At 34.2% G+C, this 13,997-nt stretch carries 13 protein-coding genes; 6 read left to right on the top strand and 7 right to left on the bottom strand.

Annotated elements, in window-relative coordinates; genetic code table 11:
• Nucleotides 1–677 precede the first annotated feature (677 nt).
• From WFH39_RS19965 to WFH39_RS19955, 3 genes are all read right to left on the bottom strand, one after another.
• Nucleotides 678–1,319, bottom strand: coding sequence for a hypothetical protein (locus tag WFH39_RS19965; protein ID WP_336691190.1), 642 nt, complete (start codon nucleotides 1,317–1,319; stop codon nucleotides 678–680).
• A 182-nt stretch (nucleotides 1,320–1,501) separates the two neighbouring features.
• Complete coding sequence (locus tag WFH39_RS19960; protein ID WP_336691189.1) at nucleotides 1,502–2,596, bottom strand: ParA family protein; 1,095 nt, start codon at nucleotides 2,594–2,596, stop codon at nucleotides 1,502–1,504.
• Nucleotides 2,597–2,743: 147 nt separating this feature from the next.
• Nucleotides 2,744–2,959, bottom strand: a complete 216-nt coding sequence (locus WFH39_RS19955) for a hypothetical protein (RefSeq protein ID WP_336691188.1) — start codon at nucleotides 2,957–2,959, stop codon at nucleotides 2,744–2,746.
• 169 nt (nucleotides 2,960–3,128) lie between these two features.
• On the opposite strand from WFH39_RS19955, the gene WFH39_RS19950 reads away from it, so the two are divergent.
• The 4 genes from WFH39_RS19950 (at nucleotide 3,129) to WFH39_RS19935 (ending at nucleotide 7,171) form a co-directional block, all read left to right on the top strand.
• Nucleotides 3,129–3,737 (top strand): DUF6261 family protein, encoded by a 609-nt coding sequence (locus WFH39_RS19950; RefSeq protein ID WP_336691187.1) that lies wholly within the window; start codon nucleotides 3,129–3,131, stop codon nucleotides 3,735–3,737.
• 1,675 nt (nucleotides 3,738–5,412) lie between these two features.
• Nucleotides 5,413–6,339 carry a tetratricopeptide repeat protein gene (locus WFH39_RS19945; RefSeq protein WP_336691186.1) on the top strand — a complete coding sequence of 309 codons (927 nt, stop codon included), beginning with the start codon at nucleotides 5,413–5,415 and terminating at the stop codon, nucleotides 6,337–6,339.
• A gap of 20 nt (nucleotides 6,340–6,359) precedes the next feature.
• Complete coding sequence (locus tag WFH39_RS19940) at nucleotides 6,360–6,842, top strand: DUF3997 domain-containing protein (RefSeq protein ID WP_336691185.1); 483 nt, start codon at nucleotides 6,360–6,362, stop codon at nucleotides 6,840–6,842.
• A 164-nt stretch (nucleotides 6,843–7,006) separates the two neighbouring features.
• Nucleotides 7,007–7,171, top strand: coding sequence for a hypothetical protein (locus WFH39_RS19935; protein ID WP_336691184.1), 165 nt, complete (start codon nucleotides 7,007–7,009; stop codon nucleotides 7,169–7,171).
• Between the two features lie 640 nt (nucleotides 7,172–7,811).
• On the opposite strand, the gene WFH39_RS19930 is transcribed toward WFH39_RS19935, so the two are convergent.
• The gene (locus WFH39_RS19930) at nucleotides 7,812–8,489 is read right to left on the bottom strand and encodes a hypothetical protein (protein WP_336691183.1); all 678 of its coding nucleotides are present in this window, start codon (nucleotides 8,487–8,489) and stop codon (nucleotides 7,812–7,814) included.
• Nucleotides 8,490–8,725: 236 nt separating this feature from the next.
• Between WFH39_RS19930 and WFH39_RS19925 the strand changes: the two genes are divergently transcribed.
• Entirely contained in the window at nucleotides 8,726–9,226 is a 501-nt protein-coding gene (locus tag WFH39_RS19925) for a hypothetical protein (protein WP_336691182.1), read from the top strand.
• 152 nt (nucleotides 9,227–9,378) lie between these two features.
• Here WFH39_RS19925 and WFH39_RS19920 read toward each other — a convergent pair whose 3' ends face one another.
• The 3 genes from WFH39_RS19920 to tpx form a co-directional block, all read right to left on the bottom strand.
• Nucleotides 9,379–9,651 (bottom strand): hypothetical protein, encoded by a 273-nt coding sequence (locus tag WFH39_RS19920; RefSeq protein WP_336691181.1) that lies wholly within the window; start codon nucleotides 9,649–9,651, stop codon nucleotides 9,379–9,381.
• Nucleotides 9,652–9,654: 3 nt separating this feature from the next.
• Entirely contained in the window at nucleotides 9,655–10,425 is a 771-nt protein-coding gene (locus WFH39_RS19915; protein ID WP_336691180.1) for a hypothetical protein, read from the bottom strand.
• A gap of 1,113 nt (nucleotides 10,426–11,538) precedes the next feature.
• The gene (tpx, locus tag WFH39_RS19910) at nucleotides 11,539–12,111 is read right to left on the bottom strand and encodes a thiol peroxidase (RefSeq protein ID WP_336691179.1); all 573 of its coding nucleotides are present in this window, start codon (nucleotides 12,109–12,111) and stop codon (nucleotides 11,539–11,541) included.
• 180 nt (nucleotides 12,112–12,291) lie between these two features.
• On the opposite strand from tpx, the gene WFH39_RS19905 reads away from it, so the two are divergent.
• Nucleotides 12,292–13,920: an NADP-dependent glyceraldehyde-3-phosphate dehydrogenase gene (locus WFH39_RS19905; RefSeq protein ID WP_336691178.1), complete on the top strand. Its 1,629-nt coding sequence runs from the start codon at nucleotides 12,292–12,294 to the stop codon at nucleotides 13,918–13,920.
• The last annotated feature ends 77 nt before the right edge of the window (nucleotides 13,921–13,997 follow it).

Genomic DNA, 13,997 nt, shown 5'->3' with positions numbered 1-13,997 from the left:
AACAATTTAAGCTTTAGATCAGAACACATTAGTTTATGAAAATCTTTGATTTTCTTCTTATGTGATCTTTAAATATTTAAAATAACAACTTATGTGACTAATGTGTTATATTTTAAAGCAGTAAAATCCCTCTGTCATTCAGAATGAAATTTTGCGAAGCATTATGCAGTGAAGAATCTTTTAATATAAGATTTTCGACTCCACTTCGTTTCGCTCAAAATGACAGTGCTGTAGATTGAATGTAAGAGTTTTTTTTAACACATAAGTCACATAAGATTTTAAAACAATTTAAGCTTTAGATCAGAACACATTAGTTTATGAAAATCTTTGATTTTCTTCTTATGTGATCTTTAAATATTTAAAATAACAACTTATGTGACTAATGTGTTATATGTTAAAGCAGTAAAACTGTCATTCAGAATGGAATTTTGCGAAGCATGATGCAATGAAGAATCTCTTAATATGAGATTTTTCGGCTCCACTTTGTTTCGCTCAAAATGACAGCAGAATAGAATAAGTGTCAACGCTTATCGCTCCCATATTTTTCTGATGAATCTAATCAGTTTTGGCGGTTCATCTGTATTTATTTCGTTCGTCGGGACTTCCTTTTCCTGCAAAGTTTCAATCGTATTTTCTTCAATTTATAAGCTTTTAATTGTTGCTCAAAACGTTCATTTTCATCGCGTAGGCTGTTGTAAGGCGGAACTTCCTTTATGGGCGTGCTGAATATAATTTTCAGGTGGTTGTGGGAGTGCATTCCGGCATTCTTCTGAGCAGAGATTCACCAGTAAAGGCATTACATCGGTTCCTACCCAAAGAGAGATCCAGAGCTGACTGGTCTTTTCATAGCTCATTGTTTTGCGGCACACGCTGCACTGTACGGTTTCGCCTGAGTAACGGACAGGGTTTTGGCTTAAATCCGGAAAGCCCATTCTGTTTCTATAATTGCCGTAGACGGCTCTCGTGCTCATTCTGCTGTCTTTTAAATTTTTGCAGTAGATGATCTCATAAGGGAACCAATGCAAATCGTAGGAAGTGTACACATCAAAATATTCCAGTGCTTCCATCTGTCCGATTTCTGGAGGAATCCGCTTGAGTTTACTTCCGTACAGCCGGACTTTTTTTACCTTTTTAAGTTTTGAAATCGTTTCCGGAAGGGTATGAATCTGGGAAAAAAGATCATAGCCAAGTTCTTCCGCCGGCGAAAATTCTTCCCTTCCGTCTTCGGCAACCCGATCGATATACTCACAAAGTTTCTTCCATGCCACAGAATTTCTATCCTGAACATTATTCTCAATTTTTTGTATTCTTTTGTTCATGAATGCTATCGTTTTTTTTAAGAATTGCATTTCAAAGATAGAAAATTTGAGCGTAGGGTATGGATATGAAAAAACCTGCGGTGAGGCAGGGTTTTTATAGTAATTTTAAAATCCAATTATAAGTTTGCTTTATTATATGATTTTTAGATTATGTAAATTAACAAGATTTTTTTTTATTTCATTTAAATCATTTTAATTACTGCTTCAGCAAGATTACCATAAACCATATCAGCTTCTTCAATATTATTTTTTATACCATATTCTTTACCGTTTTTTTTCCATTTCCATCTTGCTCCTGTCCAATTTCCATCAGACTTATTAAGTTCGAAGATAGGTTTAGCAGTTGCTTGAGATACTGGTATTAAACCACTAAAATTTTGAACACCAGAGAGATGATATGCTTCTCCATATGTTACTGACTCCTTAAAAATAGACTCATCTATAATCATGTCTTTTTTTCTTAATTCAGGCACAAGTTTATTGTTAAGAATATCATTAATTTTTTCTAACCAATCTTGATAAACTTTAGACATTCGTTTTGGAGTTAATTCATCTTCATTTGTGACTGATGTTCTACCTACAGTATAAATTCTATAATTTTGGCTTATAAAGCCTAACATCTTAGGGTTTGCATTAGGAATAGAATCTTCTCCATCTCCTTTAAATTTTTCAATATCTTCTGCCCATTTTGGAAGAACATTGCTTAAAGAGTCTATTGCTTGATAGCAGTAAAAATCAGGAGAGACAGGAATAATAAAATAATCTGAACTCATGAATATACAATGATTTGTTGAGGAAACGCTTGGGCTCATATCTACAACAACAATGTCAATATCATTTTCCTCAGCAATTTTTCTCACGAAATTATTGAAGGCACCTACAAATTTACGTAGAATAGGGATTGTGCCACTACTTGTTAAAGCTGTAGCAATCTGAATATCTAATTCAGAGAAGCGTATATTTCCAGCTAAGATAAATAAATTTGGATTTTTAGTAGCTGTAATAGCATGAGGGTTTTCTTTAGCTTCTATATTTGAAAATTCAAAAATTGGAGCTAAACTACTGAATATGTCCGTATTATTTTTATTTTCATAAAATTTTAATAAAGAATCATAATCATCTAGTCCTAAAGTTAAGCCAGTAAGATTACATTGAGGATCGGCATCAATCATTAAAACTTTTTTTCCTAGAGATGCAAGTTTCCAGCCTAAATGAAATACGGTTGTAGTCTTACTTACTCCACCTTTGTGATTAAATAATGAAATAATTTTCGCCATACATATTTAATTTAAATTTTTTGATTAATATTTTTTAAATTGAATTATTATAAACTAATTCAAACTATATAAGTTTCCAAATATAAAAAAACGATGATTATAATCCTTTCCGTATTTCTACGGAAATTTATAGTTCGTAAAATCTTATTAATCTTCTCCAACCGCAAAACCTCTCCAACAATCTGCAGGAAACTTCCGGAGTCCTCCGGAGATTAAAAACAAATTTGTTTGCGAATTCCGTACATCTCCGGAATTCTCCTGCAAGTTGCGGGAAACCTCCGGAGGACTTCTGTCGTTTAAAACAATAGTGTTTGTAAGTTTCGGAGAACTCCGGAGGTTTAAAACAGAGTTGTTTGTAATCAAAGAAGTTTTTTTATATTTGGTTTTTTAAATTATTAATCAAAAAAACGCAAACAAAATGAAAATTGCACTCACAAAACTGAGTACTAAAGATCTCGCTACTTTATCTCAACGTATTCTCTCAAATGCACAGTAAGGGAAATATACCATAGTTGATAATCATCCTCTTACTTTGGCTTTACAGAATTCGTACACAGAATACGATAAAGTCTATGCAAAGCAGAGCTACAGTGGAAAAGGGAAGGATGTGGCAACGGCAGATCATGAAAGGGATGTCGCTTACACCAATCTGAAAGCCTTTCTCAACGGATACCGTAAACTTTCTTCTGCGCCCAATTATCAGGCTGCCGAAGATTTGTACAATGTATTGAAGAAGTACGGACTGGATCTTGACCGTTTAAGCTATTCTTCGCAGACCGCACAGATGAAAAAGCTCGTCGAAGAACTGGAAACTCCTGAAAATATGCAAAAAATCGGACTGCTTTCCATCAATGCTGCATTCACAGAAATGAAAACGAAACATGAAGATTTTGAGACCTTATTTGCCGATCAGGCAGAAGCCAACGCAGACCTCCGACAAATGACGAGCGCAAGCGCCATCCGCAAAGATCTTGAGAAAAACCTGAAAGCCTACATCAGTTTATTAACCGTGATGAAGGGTGTTTCCGGCTGGGAACTTCTGTACAGCGACACCAATGAGCTGGTAAAAGCTGCCAAAAATTCTTCCCTGCAAAAGACGAACAGCGAAGGAAAAACAGGAACTTCCGGAAACCAGCCGTAAAATCAACGATTTGTTGATTGCTGCACGTACTTTTTTAACCACAAAAGCCACAAAAGATTTTGATGCTTTATTAAAGGTAACAAGCGTAAGAATAAAAGAACACAACAGTTTTTAAAAATCTCTGATTTTATACTTTTGAGGGCTTTTATTATTCTGAAACTCCGCTTTATCATTATCTTTTGTACCTTTTGCGGTGAAATTTTCCTGTCATTCTGAATGAAATTTTGCGCAGCATTATGCAATGAAGAATCTCTTAAAATGCAGTTGTTTTTAGATTTTTCGACTCCACTTCGTTGCGCTCAAAATGACAGCTTTGCAGGTTGAAGAGTTTTTAAACACTTAAGTCACAGAAGATTTTAAATAATTTAAGCTTTAGATCAGAACACATTAGTTTATGAAAATCTTTGATTTTCTTCTTATGTGATCTTCTAATTATTCATTAAACTAAACTTATGTGACTAATGTGTTATATTTTAAAACAGTAAAACTGTCATTCTGAATGGAATTTTGCGAAGCATTATGTAATGAAGAATCTATCAAGATACAGTTGTTTTTTAGATTTTTTGGCTTCACTTCGTTACACTCAAATTGACAGTTTTGCAGGTTGAAAAGTTTTCAAACGCATTAGTCACATAAGATTTTAAATAATTTAAGCTTTAGATCAGAACACATTAGTTTTTGAAAATCTTTGATTTTCTTCTTATGTGAACTTCTAATTATTCATTAAACTAAACTTATGTGACTAATGTGTTATATTTTAAAACAGTAAAACTGTCATTCTGAATGGAATTTTGCGAAGCATTATGTAATGAAGAATCTATCAAGATGCAGTTGTTTTTTAGATTTTTCGACTCCACTTAGTTGCACTCAAAATGACAGCTTTGCAGGTTGAAAAGTTTTTAAACACTTAAGTCACATAAGCTTTTAAAATAATTCTAAGTTTTATATAAGAACACATTAGTTTATGAAAATCTTTGATTTTCTTCTTATGTGATCTTCTGAATACTTCATTAAACTAACTTATGTGACTTAAGTGTTATATTTAAAAATCCTGTCCTTCAGAATGAAATTTTGCGAAGCATTATGAAATGAAGAATCTATTAATATGAGATTTTTCGGCTCCACTTCGTTGCGCTCAAAATGACAGCTTTGCAGGTTGAAGAGTTTTTAAACACTTAAGTCACATAAGATTTTAAAATAATTTTAAGCTTTATATCAGATTACATTAGTTTATGAAAATCTTTGATTTTCTTCTTATGTGATCTTCTAAATATTTCATTAAACTAACTTATGTGACTAATGTGTTATAATTTAAAAACAGTAAATCACTCTGTCATTCAGAATGAAATTTTGCGAAGCATTATGTAATGAAGAATCTATTAAAATGTTTTGATTTTAGATTTTTCGACTTCACTTTGTTGCGCTCAAAATGACAGTGTAGCAGATTAAATGACAGTGTTTTTAAACACATCAGTAACATAAGATTTTAAATAATTTAAGCTTTAGATCAGAACACATTAGTTTATGAAAATATTTGATTTTCTTCTCGTGTAATCTTTTATATTTGGTTAAAATAATGTGACTTATTTGATTATTAAAATTAATTTTATGCGGCAGGTTTTGTATCTTTTGCAGATAAAAACTTTTTTAAAACCTGTAACCATAGAAATCGGATATGAGGAAATATTTTTTTAGTGTATTGTTCGGGGTTTTATTTTCTGTTCCCGCATTCGGATGCCTGAACGGAGAAACACTGCATCTCGAAGACGGAACCATTCTCTATGAAGATTATGAAGGATATGTACCGTATGGTCATTATTTTACCAATACCGAAGAGCTTAATAAAATACTGTTATCGCTGGAAAAAGGCTATAGGGAAACAGGAAAACTGAATTACCTTTCAGATAAAGGACTGATCCTGATTATTCAGGGAAAATACAAGGAAGCCATCGAACTTTACAAAAAGATTGAAAAAGAGGAACCGAACCGATATTCTACCGCTTCTAATATCGGTACCGCTTATGAACTGATCGGGAATAATGCCGAAGCGTTGCGCTGGATTGAAAAAGCAGTAAAAATAAACCCGAATTCTCACTACGGTTCCGAATGGATTCACATCAATATTCTGAAAGCCAAAATGAAAGGCGGAAAGTTGATCAATTCCAGATTTTTAATCGGAAATGATTTTGGAAATGGAAAATTTCCTGAATCGGAAAGAGAGGACAAGGAACTTTTTGTTTTGAGAAAGCAATTGTATTATCAGCTTAATGAGAGGGTTTCTTTTGTAAAACCGAAGGATAAAATAGTAGCACAGCTTTTATTTGATCTCGGGAATATTTCTTACCTGATGCGGGAAAAAGAAGAAGCCGCAGAAACTTATAAAATGGCAAAAGAGTACGGTTTTAATAAGCCTGTTCTGGAAGAAAGACTGGCGTTGTATACACCGCCGGTAATCGATCATGTACAAAAGAAAGCAATTAAGGAAATTAAGTTTCAGACCAAGCCCATACGAAGAACCGAACTGATTAGTTTTTGTATAGCAATCACGTGTCTGCTCTTTTCGGGAGTAATCGTTTTTGTATTCAGAAAGAAGATTTTTTAAAATTTAAATACTGTTTTTGCATGAGAAAATATCTGAAAGTAACTGTATTTTTTATTGGAATTATTCTCTTACTGCTAATGATTGGTCTTTTAAGAAGTAATAAAATTCCATTGGGACTGCCTTTCGCTTTTGGTCCGGGAGTACAGGATTTTACAAAGGACTTAACAGGAAATTATACGCTTTACAGAAATTCGGCGCAAGAAATATTTATAGCTCCGGATGACGGATGGGATTCGGAAACAGCGATCATTCCTGCAAAAGTTATTAAAGTGAATGTTTATCAGGAATTCATTATTGCAGAAAGACACGGCATGAAAAGGATGAATGTACACGATAGTATGGATACTCTTGAGATTCCGGATAAAGAGAGTACAGATTACTGGATTTTAAATACTGAGGAAAATTATGTCTTAAAAAATTTAAAGAAGAATGATTTCAAAAGAAAACGGGAATCTTTAAAAATACCCGAAAACATTAGTTTAATTGATGTCTATGAATATTAATTCAACAGCATTTTTTTACTTTAATCATGAATTTGCTTAATAATTAAAGTACTCAACTCGTTTTTTATGAACCTGAGTTCGGGATAAGTCTTCTTAACCGCCATGTTAAACAAAGATATTCAATTATCAGGAATTCAGCTTTTAAGATATACAAAGGCGTAAAATTGAGCAAAGTAATATTTTCGAACAACCATGATGTGGATCTTGAAATTGAGATTCATAAAATTGCAGTGCATTTCGATTCGGTTTCTCTCTACGAATATAACGGAAGAGTAAGCATTAATAACAAAAAGCTTCGGTATACCTGCAAAGATTTATTTGTAAAGTAAAAATTGTTTTTCCTCAGGAAAATGATATTTTTGAAGGATGAGATTGTTCAAGATAAAACAAATTTTATCTTCTTGTCAGCTTTTAGATGAAGCAGGGGTGAAAATCTTTGATTTTCTTCTTATGTGAACTTCTGAATACTTCATTAAACTAAACTTATGTGACTAATGTGTTATATTTTAAAGCAGTAAAACTGTCATTCAGAATGGAATTTTGCGTAGCATTATGAAATCATGAATCTATCAAGATGCAGTTGTTTTTAGATTTTTCGACTCCACTTCGTTTCGCTCAAAATGACAGCTTTGCAGGTTGAAAAGTTTTTAAACACTTAAGTCACATAAGATTTTAAAATAATTCTAAGTTTTATATAAGAACACATTAGTTTATGAAAATCTTTGATTTTCTTCTTATATGATCTACTAAATATTTCATTAAACTAAACTTATGTGACTAATGTGTTATATTTTAAAAAAGTAAAACTGTCATTCTGAAAGGAATTTTGCGAAGCATTATGCAGTGAAGAATCTCTTAATATGAAGTAATTTAAGATTTCTCAGCTTCACTTCGTTTCGCTCAAAATGACAGACATATCAATTAAAAATTTTTGATTAGCATAGTTCTTTTTGCTATTACACTAAAAAATCATTTCGTCTTTACCAGAATAACTCCGTTTTTTCCTTTCTCACCATAAATTGCAGTTGCTGAAGCTCCCTTCAAAATATTCATTGTTTTTATGGACTTCTGGTCTAATTTCCGGAACTTCTTTTCACTGATGATCTTTCCGTCCAGAACATACAACGGTCTGTAATCATCAATTTTAACGGAATGAATGCCTCCGAGAATCAGTCTGTCCCTTTGAGTTGTATCTTTTACCTTTGCAACTGAAGCTTTTCCTATTAATTGATTATCAAGATCTTTAATCTTTGCATCTTTAGAAATATCTGTCTCACATACTTTTTTGCGTATAATTCCTGATGTTATAACAATTCCATCGGTTCTTTCCCTGTTTATAGTATCTTTCGCTGTAGTCTTCTGTGCATTCAGGGCGACAAAGCCCGCTGTTGTAAAAACAAAGCCTACTGCGAATTTGGTAAGGAGCGAATTGAGGTAAGAATAATGCAGATCTCTGTCGAGTTGAGATTCGTTGAAATTTCCGCAGATATTTTCTGATGTGTTGGAAAAAGCATTGATGATTTCTTCATCCGAAGCGTTCGTAAAATCTCTCACCGTCTTTGAACAGACTGCGCAAAATCGTCCTTTGTCTTCGGGTGTCATCATTTCCCAGTTTTCGTGACATGGTTTTGGTATCGTTATTTTCATATTGATCTTTTTTATAAAGATGCATGATTGGCTAAAAAGGTTGGAAAGTAAACTGATATTTTTTAAAACTGACCATAATTTTTATTAATTACAAACCAAAGGTTTAACGGAGTCAAAGTAATAAAAAGATGGAACTAATAATTTAAGCCTGAATGCAACGTATCAATCTACTCAAAAAAATTCACGATATTTCGGAACTTAAAAACAGGACAAGTATTTATTGATTTTTAATTACCATGAAGGAAGAAAATATAGAACGGCTTAATTCTCTGTTTTCCAATTTAAAAACGGAAGAACAGAAACTGCAGGAAAGTCTTGCCAAGAAGAAAAGCGAGGAAGATATGTTTATTGAAGGGTTCAGAACGCTGAGTAAAAACCTCATCGAACCCAAAATGCAGGAATTCAGAAGAATGCTGAGAGAAAACGGATTTGGCTGTAAGGTAACTTTTAATGAAGAAAATAAAAACGGTTTGGGCGTCAATTCACAAACCCATATGAAACTTCAGATTTCCAGAAATGTGGAATCTAATTTTTACACGAATGATAAATTTCCGCACATCATGTTCGTTGCCGATAAAAATCTGAAACGCATCGGAATTCATCAGGACACCATTTTTCAGAACGGAACAGGAACCGCTGCTTTTAAGGAGCAGAAATATACTCTGGAAACAATTACCGAAGAAAATATTGAAAAAGAAATTTTAGAATCGATTGAGAATATACTCATGAACAGATAAAAATAAATTGTCTTGTCAATTATTTTATAATAAACCTTCTACAAGCTCAGTGTTACACCGTTGAAAATAACAGTTTGCACCGGAGAAGTCACGCTGAACTTGTGGAAGGATCTTTCTACTTAAAAAATACTCTAAAATTTAAGTCAAAAACTCTAAAAATTCTTGGTATACCAGAAAACAAGTGCCGTAAACATAAAGGTGAGAATAAACCAGACAAAAGCCGTCACTACAATTCCTGCTGCACCATACAGAATAATACTGAAGGTTTTGTTCGCGGTTCCTGAGTTTTTCAACAGGGTATAATTTTCGCCTTTAAAGAAACGAACCGCTAAAAATATCAGGATACCGATACAGGCAACCGTAGAAAACAACATTCCCATTAAAGGCTCGAAAACAGATCCGCAAGCTAAAAAAATACTCAGCATATATTAATTATTTACATTCAGGTGAAAATATCTCGGATCGGGATATTGAAATTCAAAATTCAGCTCTTCCATTAATTTTGCAGGGGAAATTATTCTTCCTGCTGTTCTCCTCTCCCCTTCATAAGCCAGATCTTTCTGAACATTGATGACTTCTTCTTTGTTGGGATGAATCGGCGCAACAATATTATAAACTTTAGCCTGAGACTTCTGATCTAACATTTTTTCAACAACCGAACATATATCTGCGTAATGAATATGATTCACCAACTGATCCAGATGGGATATATTATAATTTTTCAGCAATCTTTCGCCGCCCATTAAACCGCCCAGTCTCAGAATATTGGTCTGAGGAAATTTCTCCAGAATAAAGCTTTCGCTTTCCACTTCCACTGCCGGAAGATCATCCTCCGTAAATTCTTTTTCGATATCCGGATAAACGCCTGTGGAACTTGTATAAAAAATCTGACGGTTAAAATCTCCTATAAAACGAAGCAGGTTTTCCCTTTTTCCCGTCATCGGAATTCTGGAGCCTCTGAGTCCCGAAAAAGGAACGGCAACAATAATAGCGTCCAGTTCGGAAGCTATTTTCCACGGTTTCATGTCAGCATCAGTTTCATCAGGAAATTTTACAAGATCCGCATGATATCCTTTAGCTTTCAGAACATCCAGTTTCGCTTCTGTTGTGGTGGTAGCAAAAATTTCATAGCTTTTCGACAGACGTTCCGCCAAATGGTTTCCCAACCAGCCACAACCGATGATCCCGACTTTCTTCATATTTTTTATTTGCCGAAAATTACAATTTTATTATGGTTTTTCAGCGCTGAAGATTGTAAAAAACAAGCTAAATATGATTACTTTCTTTAACCGCAAAAGTCACAAAAGATAATGATAAAGCTGATTTTTAGAATAATAAAAGCCCTCAAAAGCATAAAAATCAAAGATTTTTTAACTGTTGTGCTCTTTTATTCTTATGCTTATTAACTTTAATAAAACATCAAAATCTTTTGTGGCTTTTGTGGTTAAAAAAAACCTTCTTAAGCCTCAACACTGTCATTTTGAGCGAAACGAAGTGGAGCCGAAAAATCTCAAATCAAAACGTTTTAGTAGATTCTTCATTCCATAATGCTTCGCAAAATTTCATTCTGAATGACAGAGTGATTTTACTGTTTTTAAAATATAACACATTAGTCACATAAGTTTAGTTTAATGAAATATTTAAAAGATCACATAAGAAGAAAATCGAAGATTTTCACAAACTAATGTGCTCTGATATAAAGCGTAGAAATTATTTAAAATCTTATGTGACTAATGTGTTTAAAAACTTTTAGATTTCAATCTGCAACACTGTCATTTTGAGCGAAACGAAGTGGAGTCGAAAAATCTAAAAATAACTGCATCTTAATAGATTCTTCATTGCATATTGCTTCGCAAAATTCCATTCTGAATGACAGGGAAATTTAACCACAAAAGGTACAAAAGATAATGATAAAGCTGATTTTTAGAATAATTTAAGTTCCCAAAAGCATAAAAATCAAAGATTTTTAAAAACTGTTGTGAGCTTTTTATTTTCCGCTTGTCAGCTTTAATAAACATCAAAATCTTTTGTGGCTTTTGTGGTTAAAATTCAATCCGTAAAACCATCATTTTTAAGAGATTCTTCATTACATAATGCTTCGCAAAATTTCATTCTGAATGACAGAGTAATTTAACCACAAAAAGAACAAAAGATAATGATAAAACCAGATTTCAGAATAATTAAAGCCCTCAAAGCATAAAAATCAAAGATTTTTAAAAACTGTTGTGAGCTTTTTATTTTTCCGCTTGTCAGCTTTAATAAAACATCAAAATCTTTTGTGGCTTTTGTGGTTAATTAAAAGTCTTTCGGTCTTACTTTTTCACAGCAGCGATCGCCGCTTCATAATTCGGTTCGTGAGAAATATCTTCTACCTGTTCTTCATATACGATTTTTCCTGAAGGATCAATTACAACAACTGCTCTGCTCAATAACCCTTTCATAGCAGAATCGGTAAGTTCCATACCATATTTTTTTCCGAAATCTGAACGGAAATCTGAAAGCATCACAACATTTTTAATTCCTTCTGCACCGCAGAATCTTTTCTGTGCAAACGGAAGGTCTTTAGAAATACACAAAACCACTGTGTTCGGAAGATTTGCCGCATCTTCATTGAAATGACGCACAGAAGCTGAACAGACTCCTGTATCTACACTCGGAAAGATATTCAGGATCATGTATTTTCCTTTATAAGACTCCAGAGTCTGCTCTTTCATGGTAACGTCGGTAAGGGTGAAGTTGGGAGCCATTTTGCTGACAGGAGGCAATTTCGCGTAGGTATGAACTGGTTTTCCTCCTGCCAAAACGGTATTGCCAGACTTTGAATTTTGTGCAAAAGTAAACACCGCCCAAAGTAACAGCGCACCGGAAAATAATTTTGAATACATGAATTTCATTTTTTAGATGGTTTGAATGTCTGGCAAAATTATTCTTTTTTCAGGGGCGGAATGTTAATTTTTGTTTTAAATAGAGCAAATCTATTACACGGAGTATTTTAAAACCAATTTTTAGGTCTACCTTTAGTATAGACAAATTTTAACCTTACCATATTAAAAAATAGAAGATTTATGAGTTCAGAAAATAACCCGTCATTTCATGAAATATTCAAATCCGAAAACGAAATTCCCGAAGCATATAAAGTTCCCGAAATTCATCAGCGGGAATATCTTCTCAACGGAGAACTGGTGAAATGGAATGGCGATGTGCAGAATATTTATTCTCCGGTCTGCATTCCTACAGAAAATGGTCTGGAGAGAAAACTGCTGGGAAGCATCCCGAATATCGGTCCCGATGAAGCCATGAAAGTTTTGGATGCCTGCGTAAAAGCGTATGACAACGGACTGGGAGAGTGGCCAACAATGTCTGTGGAAGGGAGAATAAAATGTATGCAGAAATTTGTATACTTAATGATTCAGCAGAGAGATCTTGTGATCAGATTGCTGATGTGGGAGATCGGAAAAACATTGGCAGATTCTACGAAAGAATTCGACAGAACGGTGGATTATATCAACCAGACGATTGATGCACTGAAAGATCTGGACAGAGAATCTTCCCGTTTTCAGCAGGCGGAAGGAACGATTGCCCAGATCCGAAGAGCGCCGCTTGGCGTGGTATTAAGCATGGGACCTTTCAACTATCCTTTAAATGAAATCTTTACGACGCTGATTCCGGCTTTAATCATGGGAAATACCATTCTGTTTAAACTTCCAAAACATGGTGTCTTAGCGCATTATCCTTTATTAAATGCTTTTAAAGAAGCTTTCCCGAAAGGAACGGTAAATACGTTGTACGGAAAAGGCTCGGAAATCATCACACCGATCATGGAAAGCGGAAAGGTGAATGTTCTTGCGTTCATCGGATCGAGTAAAGTAGCGAACGGACTGAAAAAACTGCATCCGAAAGTTAATCGTTTAAGAGCTATTTTAAGTTTAGATGCTAAGAATGCGGCTATCGTTACAAAACATGCGAATCTGGATGTTGCCGTGAGCGAATGTATTTTAGGTTCCCTGTCTTTTAACGGACAACGATGTACCGCTTTGAAATTAATTTTCGTTCAGAAAGAGGTGGCAGAAGAGTTTACCCGCAAATTAACCGAAGCCGTTTCTGCCATGAAACCGGGACTTCCATGGGAAAAAGACGTGAAAATTACTCCGCTTCCGGAAGTCAACAAGCCTTCTTATCTGAAAGAATGTATTGAAGATGCATTATCTAAAGGTGCAAAAGTCTTAAATGATAACGGCGGTTTTACGGAAGAATCTTTCGTGTTTCCGGCAGTGGTTTATCCTGTAAATCATGAGATGAAACTGTATCATGAAGAGCAGTTCGGGCCTGTAATTCCGGTGGTTCCTTTTGATGATATTGAAGAGCCTATCGATTATCAGGTAAATGCAGATCACGGGATGCAGGTAAGTATTTTCAGTGAAGATGCGATGGAAGTTTCAAAATTAATTGATCCTTTTGTGAATCTGGTAAGCCGTGTGAATATCAATTGTCAGGCTCAGCGCGGACCGGACGTTTTCCCATTCACCGGAAGAAAAGACAGTGCAGAAGGAACGCTTTCTGTTTTTGATGCGCTTCGTTCGTTCTCAATCCGTTCTCTGGTTGCTGCAAAAGTTACGGAATCCAATAAGAATCTCCTGAACACGATTGTGAGAGATCATGATTCTAATTTCCTGAGTACGGATTATATTTTTTAATTAATGATCTTTTAACCTGATTTTGATACTTTATTAAAAGTTAACAGGCGTAAGAGTTTTTTTAACACATAAGTCAC

It is taken from the genome of Chryseobacterium sp. MMO-72, assembly GCF_037146035.1.
GTDB lineage: Bacteria > Bacteroidota > Bacteroidia > Flavobacteriales > Weeksellaceae > Chryseobacterium > Chryseobacterium indicum.
This window is presented reverse-complemented; position numbering and strand designations above follow the sequence as displayed.

Excerpts from the sequence above, each read along its gene's own strand:
- WFH39_RS19965 (WP_336691190.1), bottom strand. The coding sequence starts at position 1,319 with ATGAACAAAAGAATACAAAAAATTGAGAATAATGTTCAGGATAGAAAT.
- WFH39_RS19960 (WP_336691189.1), bottom strand. The coding sequence starts at position 2,596 with ATGGCGAAAATTATTTCATTATTTAATCACAAAGGTGGAGTAAGTAAG.
- WFH39_RS19945 (WP_336691186.1), top strand. The coding sequence starts at position 5,413 with ATGAGGAAATATTTTTTTAGTGTATTGTTCGGGGTTTTATTTTCTGTT.
- WFH39_RS19940 (WP_336691185.1), top strand. The coding sequence starts at position 6,360 with ATGAGAAAATATCTGAAAGTAACTGTATTTTTTATTGGAATTATTCTC.
- WFH39_RS19930 (WP_336691183.1), bottom strand. The coding sequence starts at position 8,489 with ATGAAAATAACGATACCAAAACCATGTCACGAAAACTGGGAAATGATG.
- WFH39_RS19925 (WP_336691182.1), top strand. The coding sequence starts at position 8,726 with ATGAAGGAAGAAAATATAGAACGGCTTAATTCTCTGTTTTCCAATTTA.
- WFH39_RS19920 (WP_336691181.1), bottom strand. The coding sequence starts at position 9,651 with ATGCTGAGTATTTTTTTAGCTTGCGGATCTGTTTTCGAGCCTTTAATG.
- WFH39_RS19915 (WP_336691180.1), bottom strand. The coding sequence starts at position 10,425 with ATGAAGAAAGTCGGGATCATCGGTTGTGGCTGGTTGGGAAACCATTTG.
- tpx (WP_336691179.1), bottom strand. The coding sequence starts at position 12,111 with ATGTATTCAAAATTATTTTCCGGTGCGCTGTTACTTTGGGCGGTGTTT.
- WFH39_RS19905 (WP_336691178.1), top strand. The coding sequence starts at position 12,292 with ATGAGTTCAGAAAATAACCCGTCATTTCATGAAATATTCAAATCCGAA.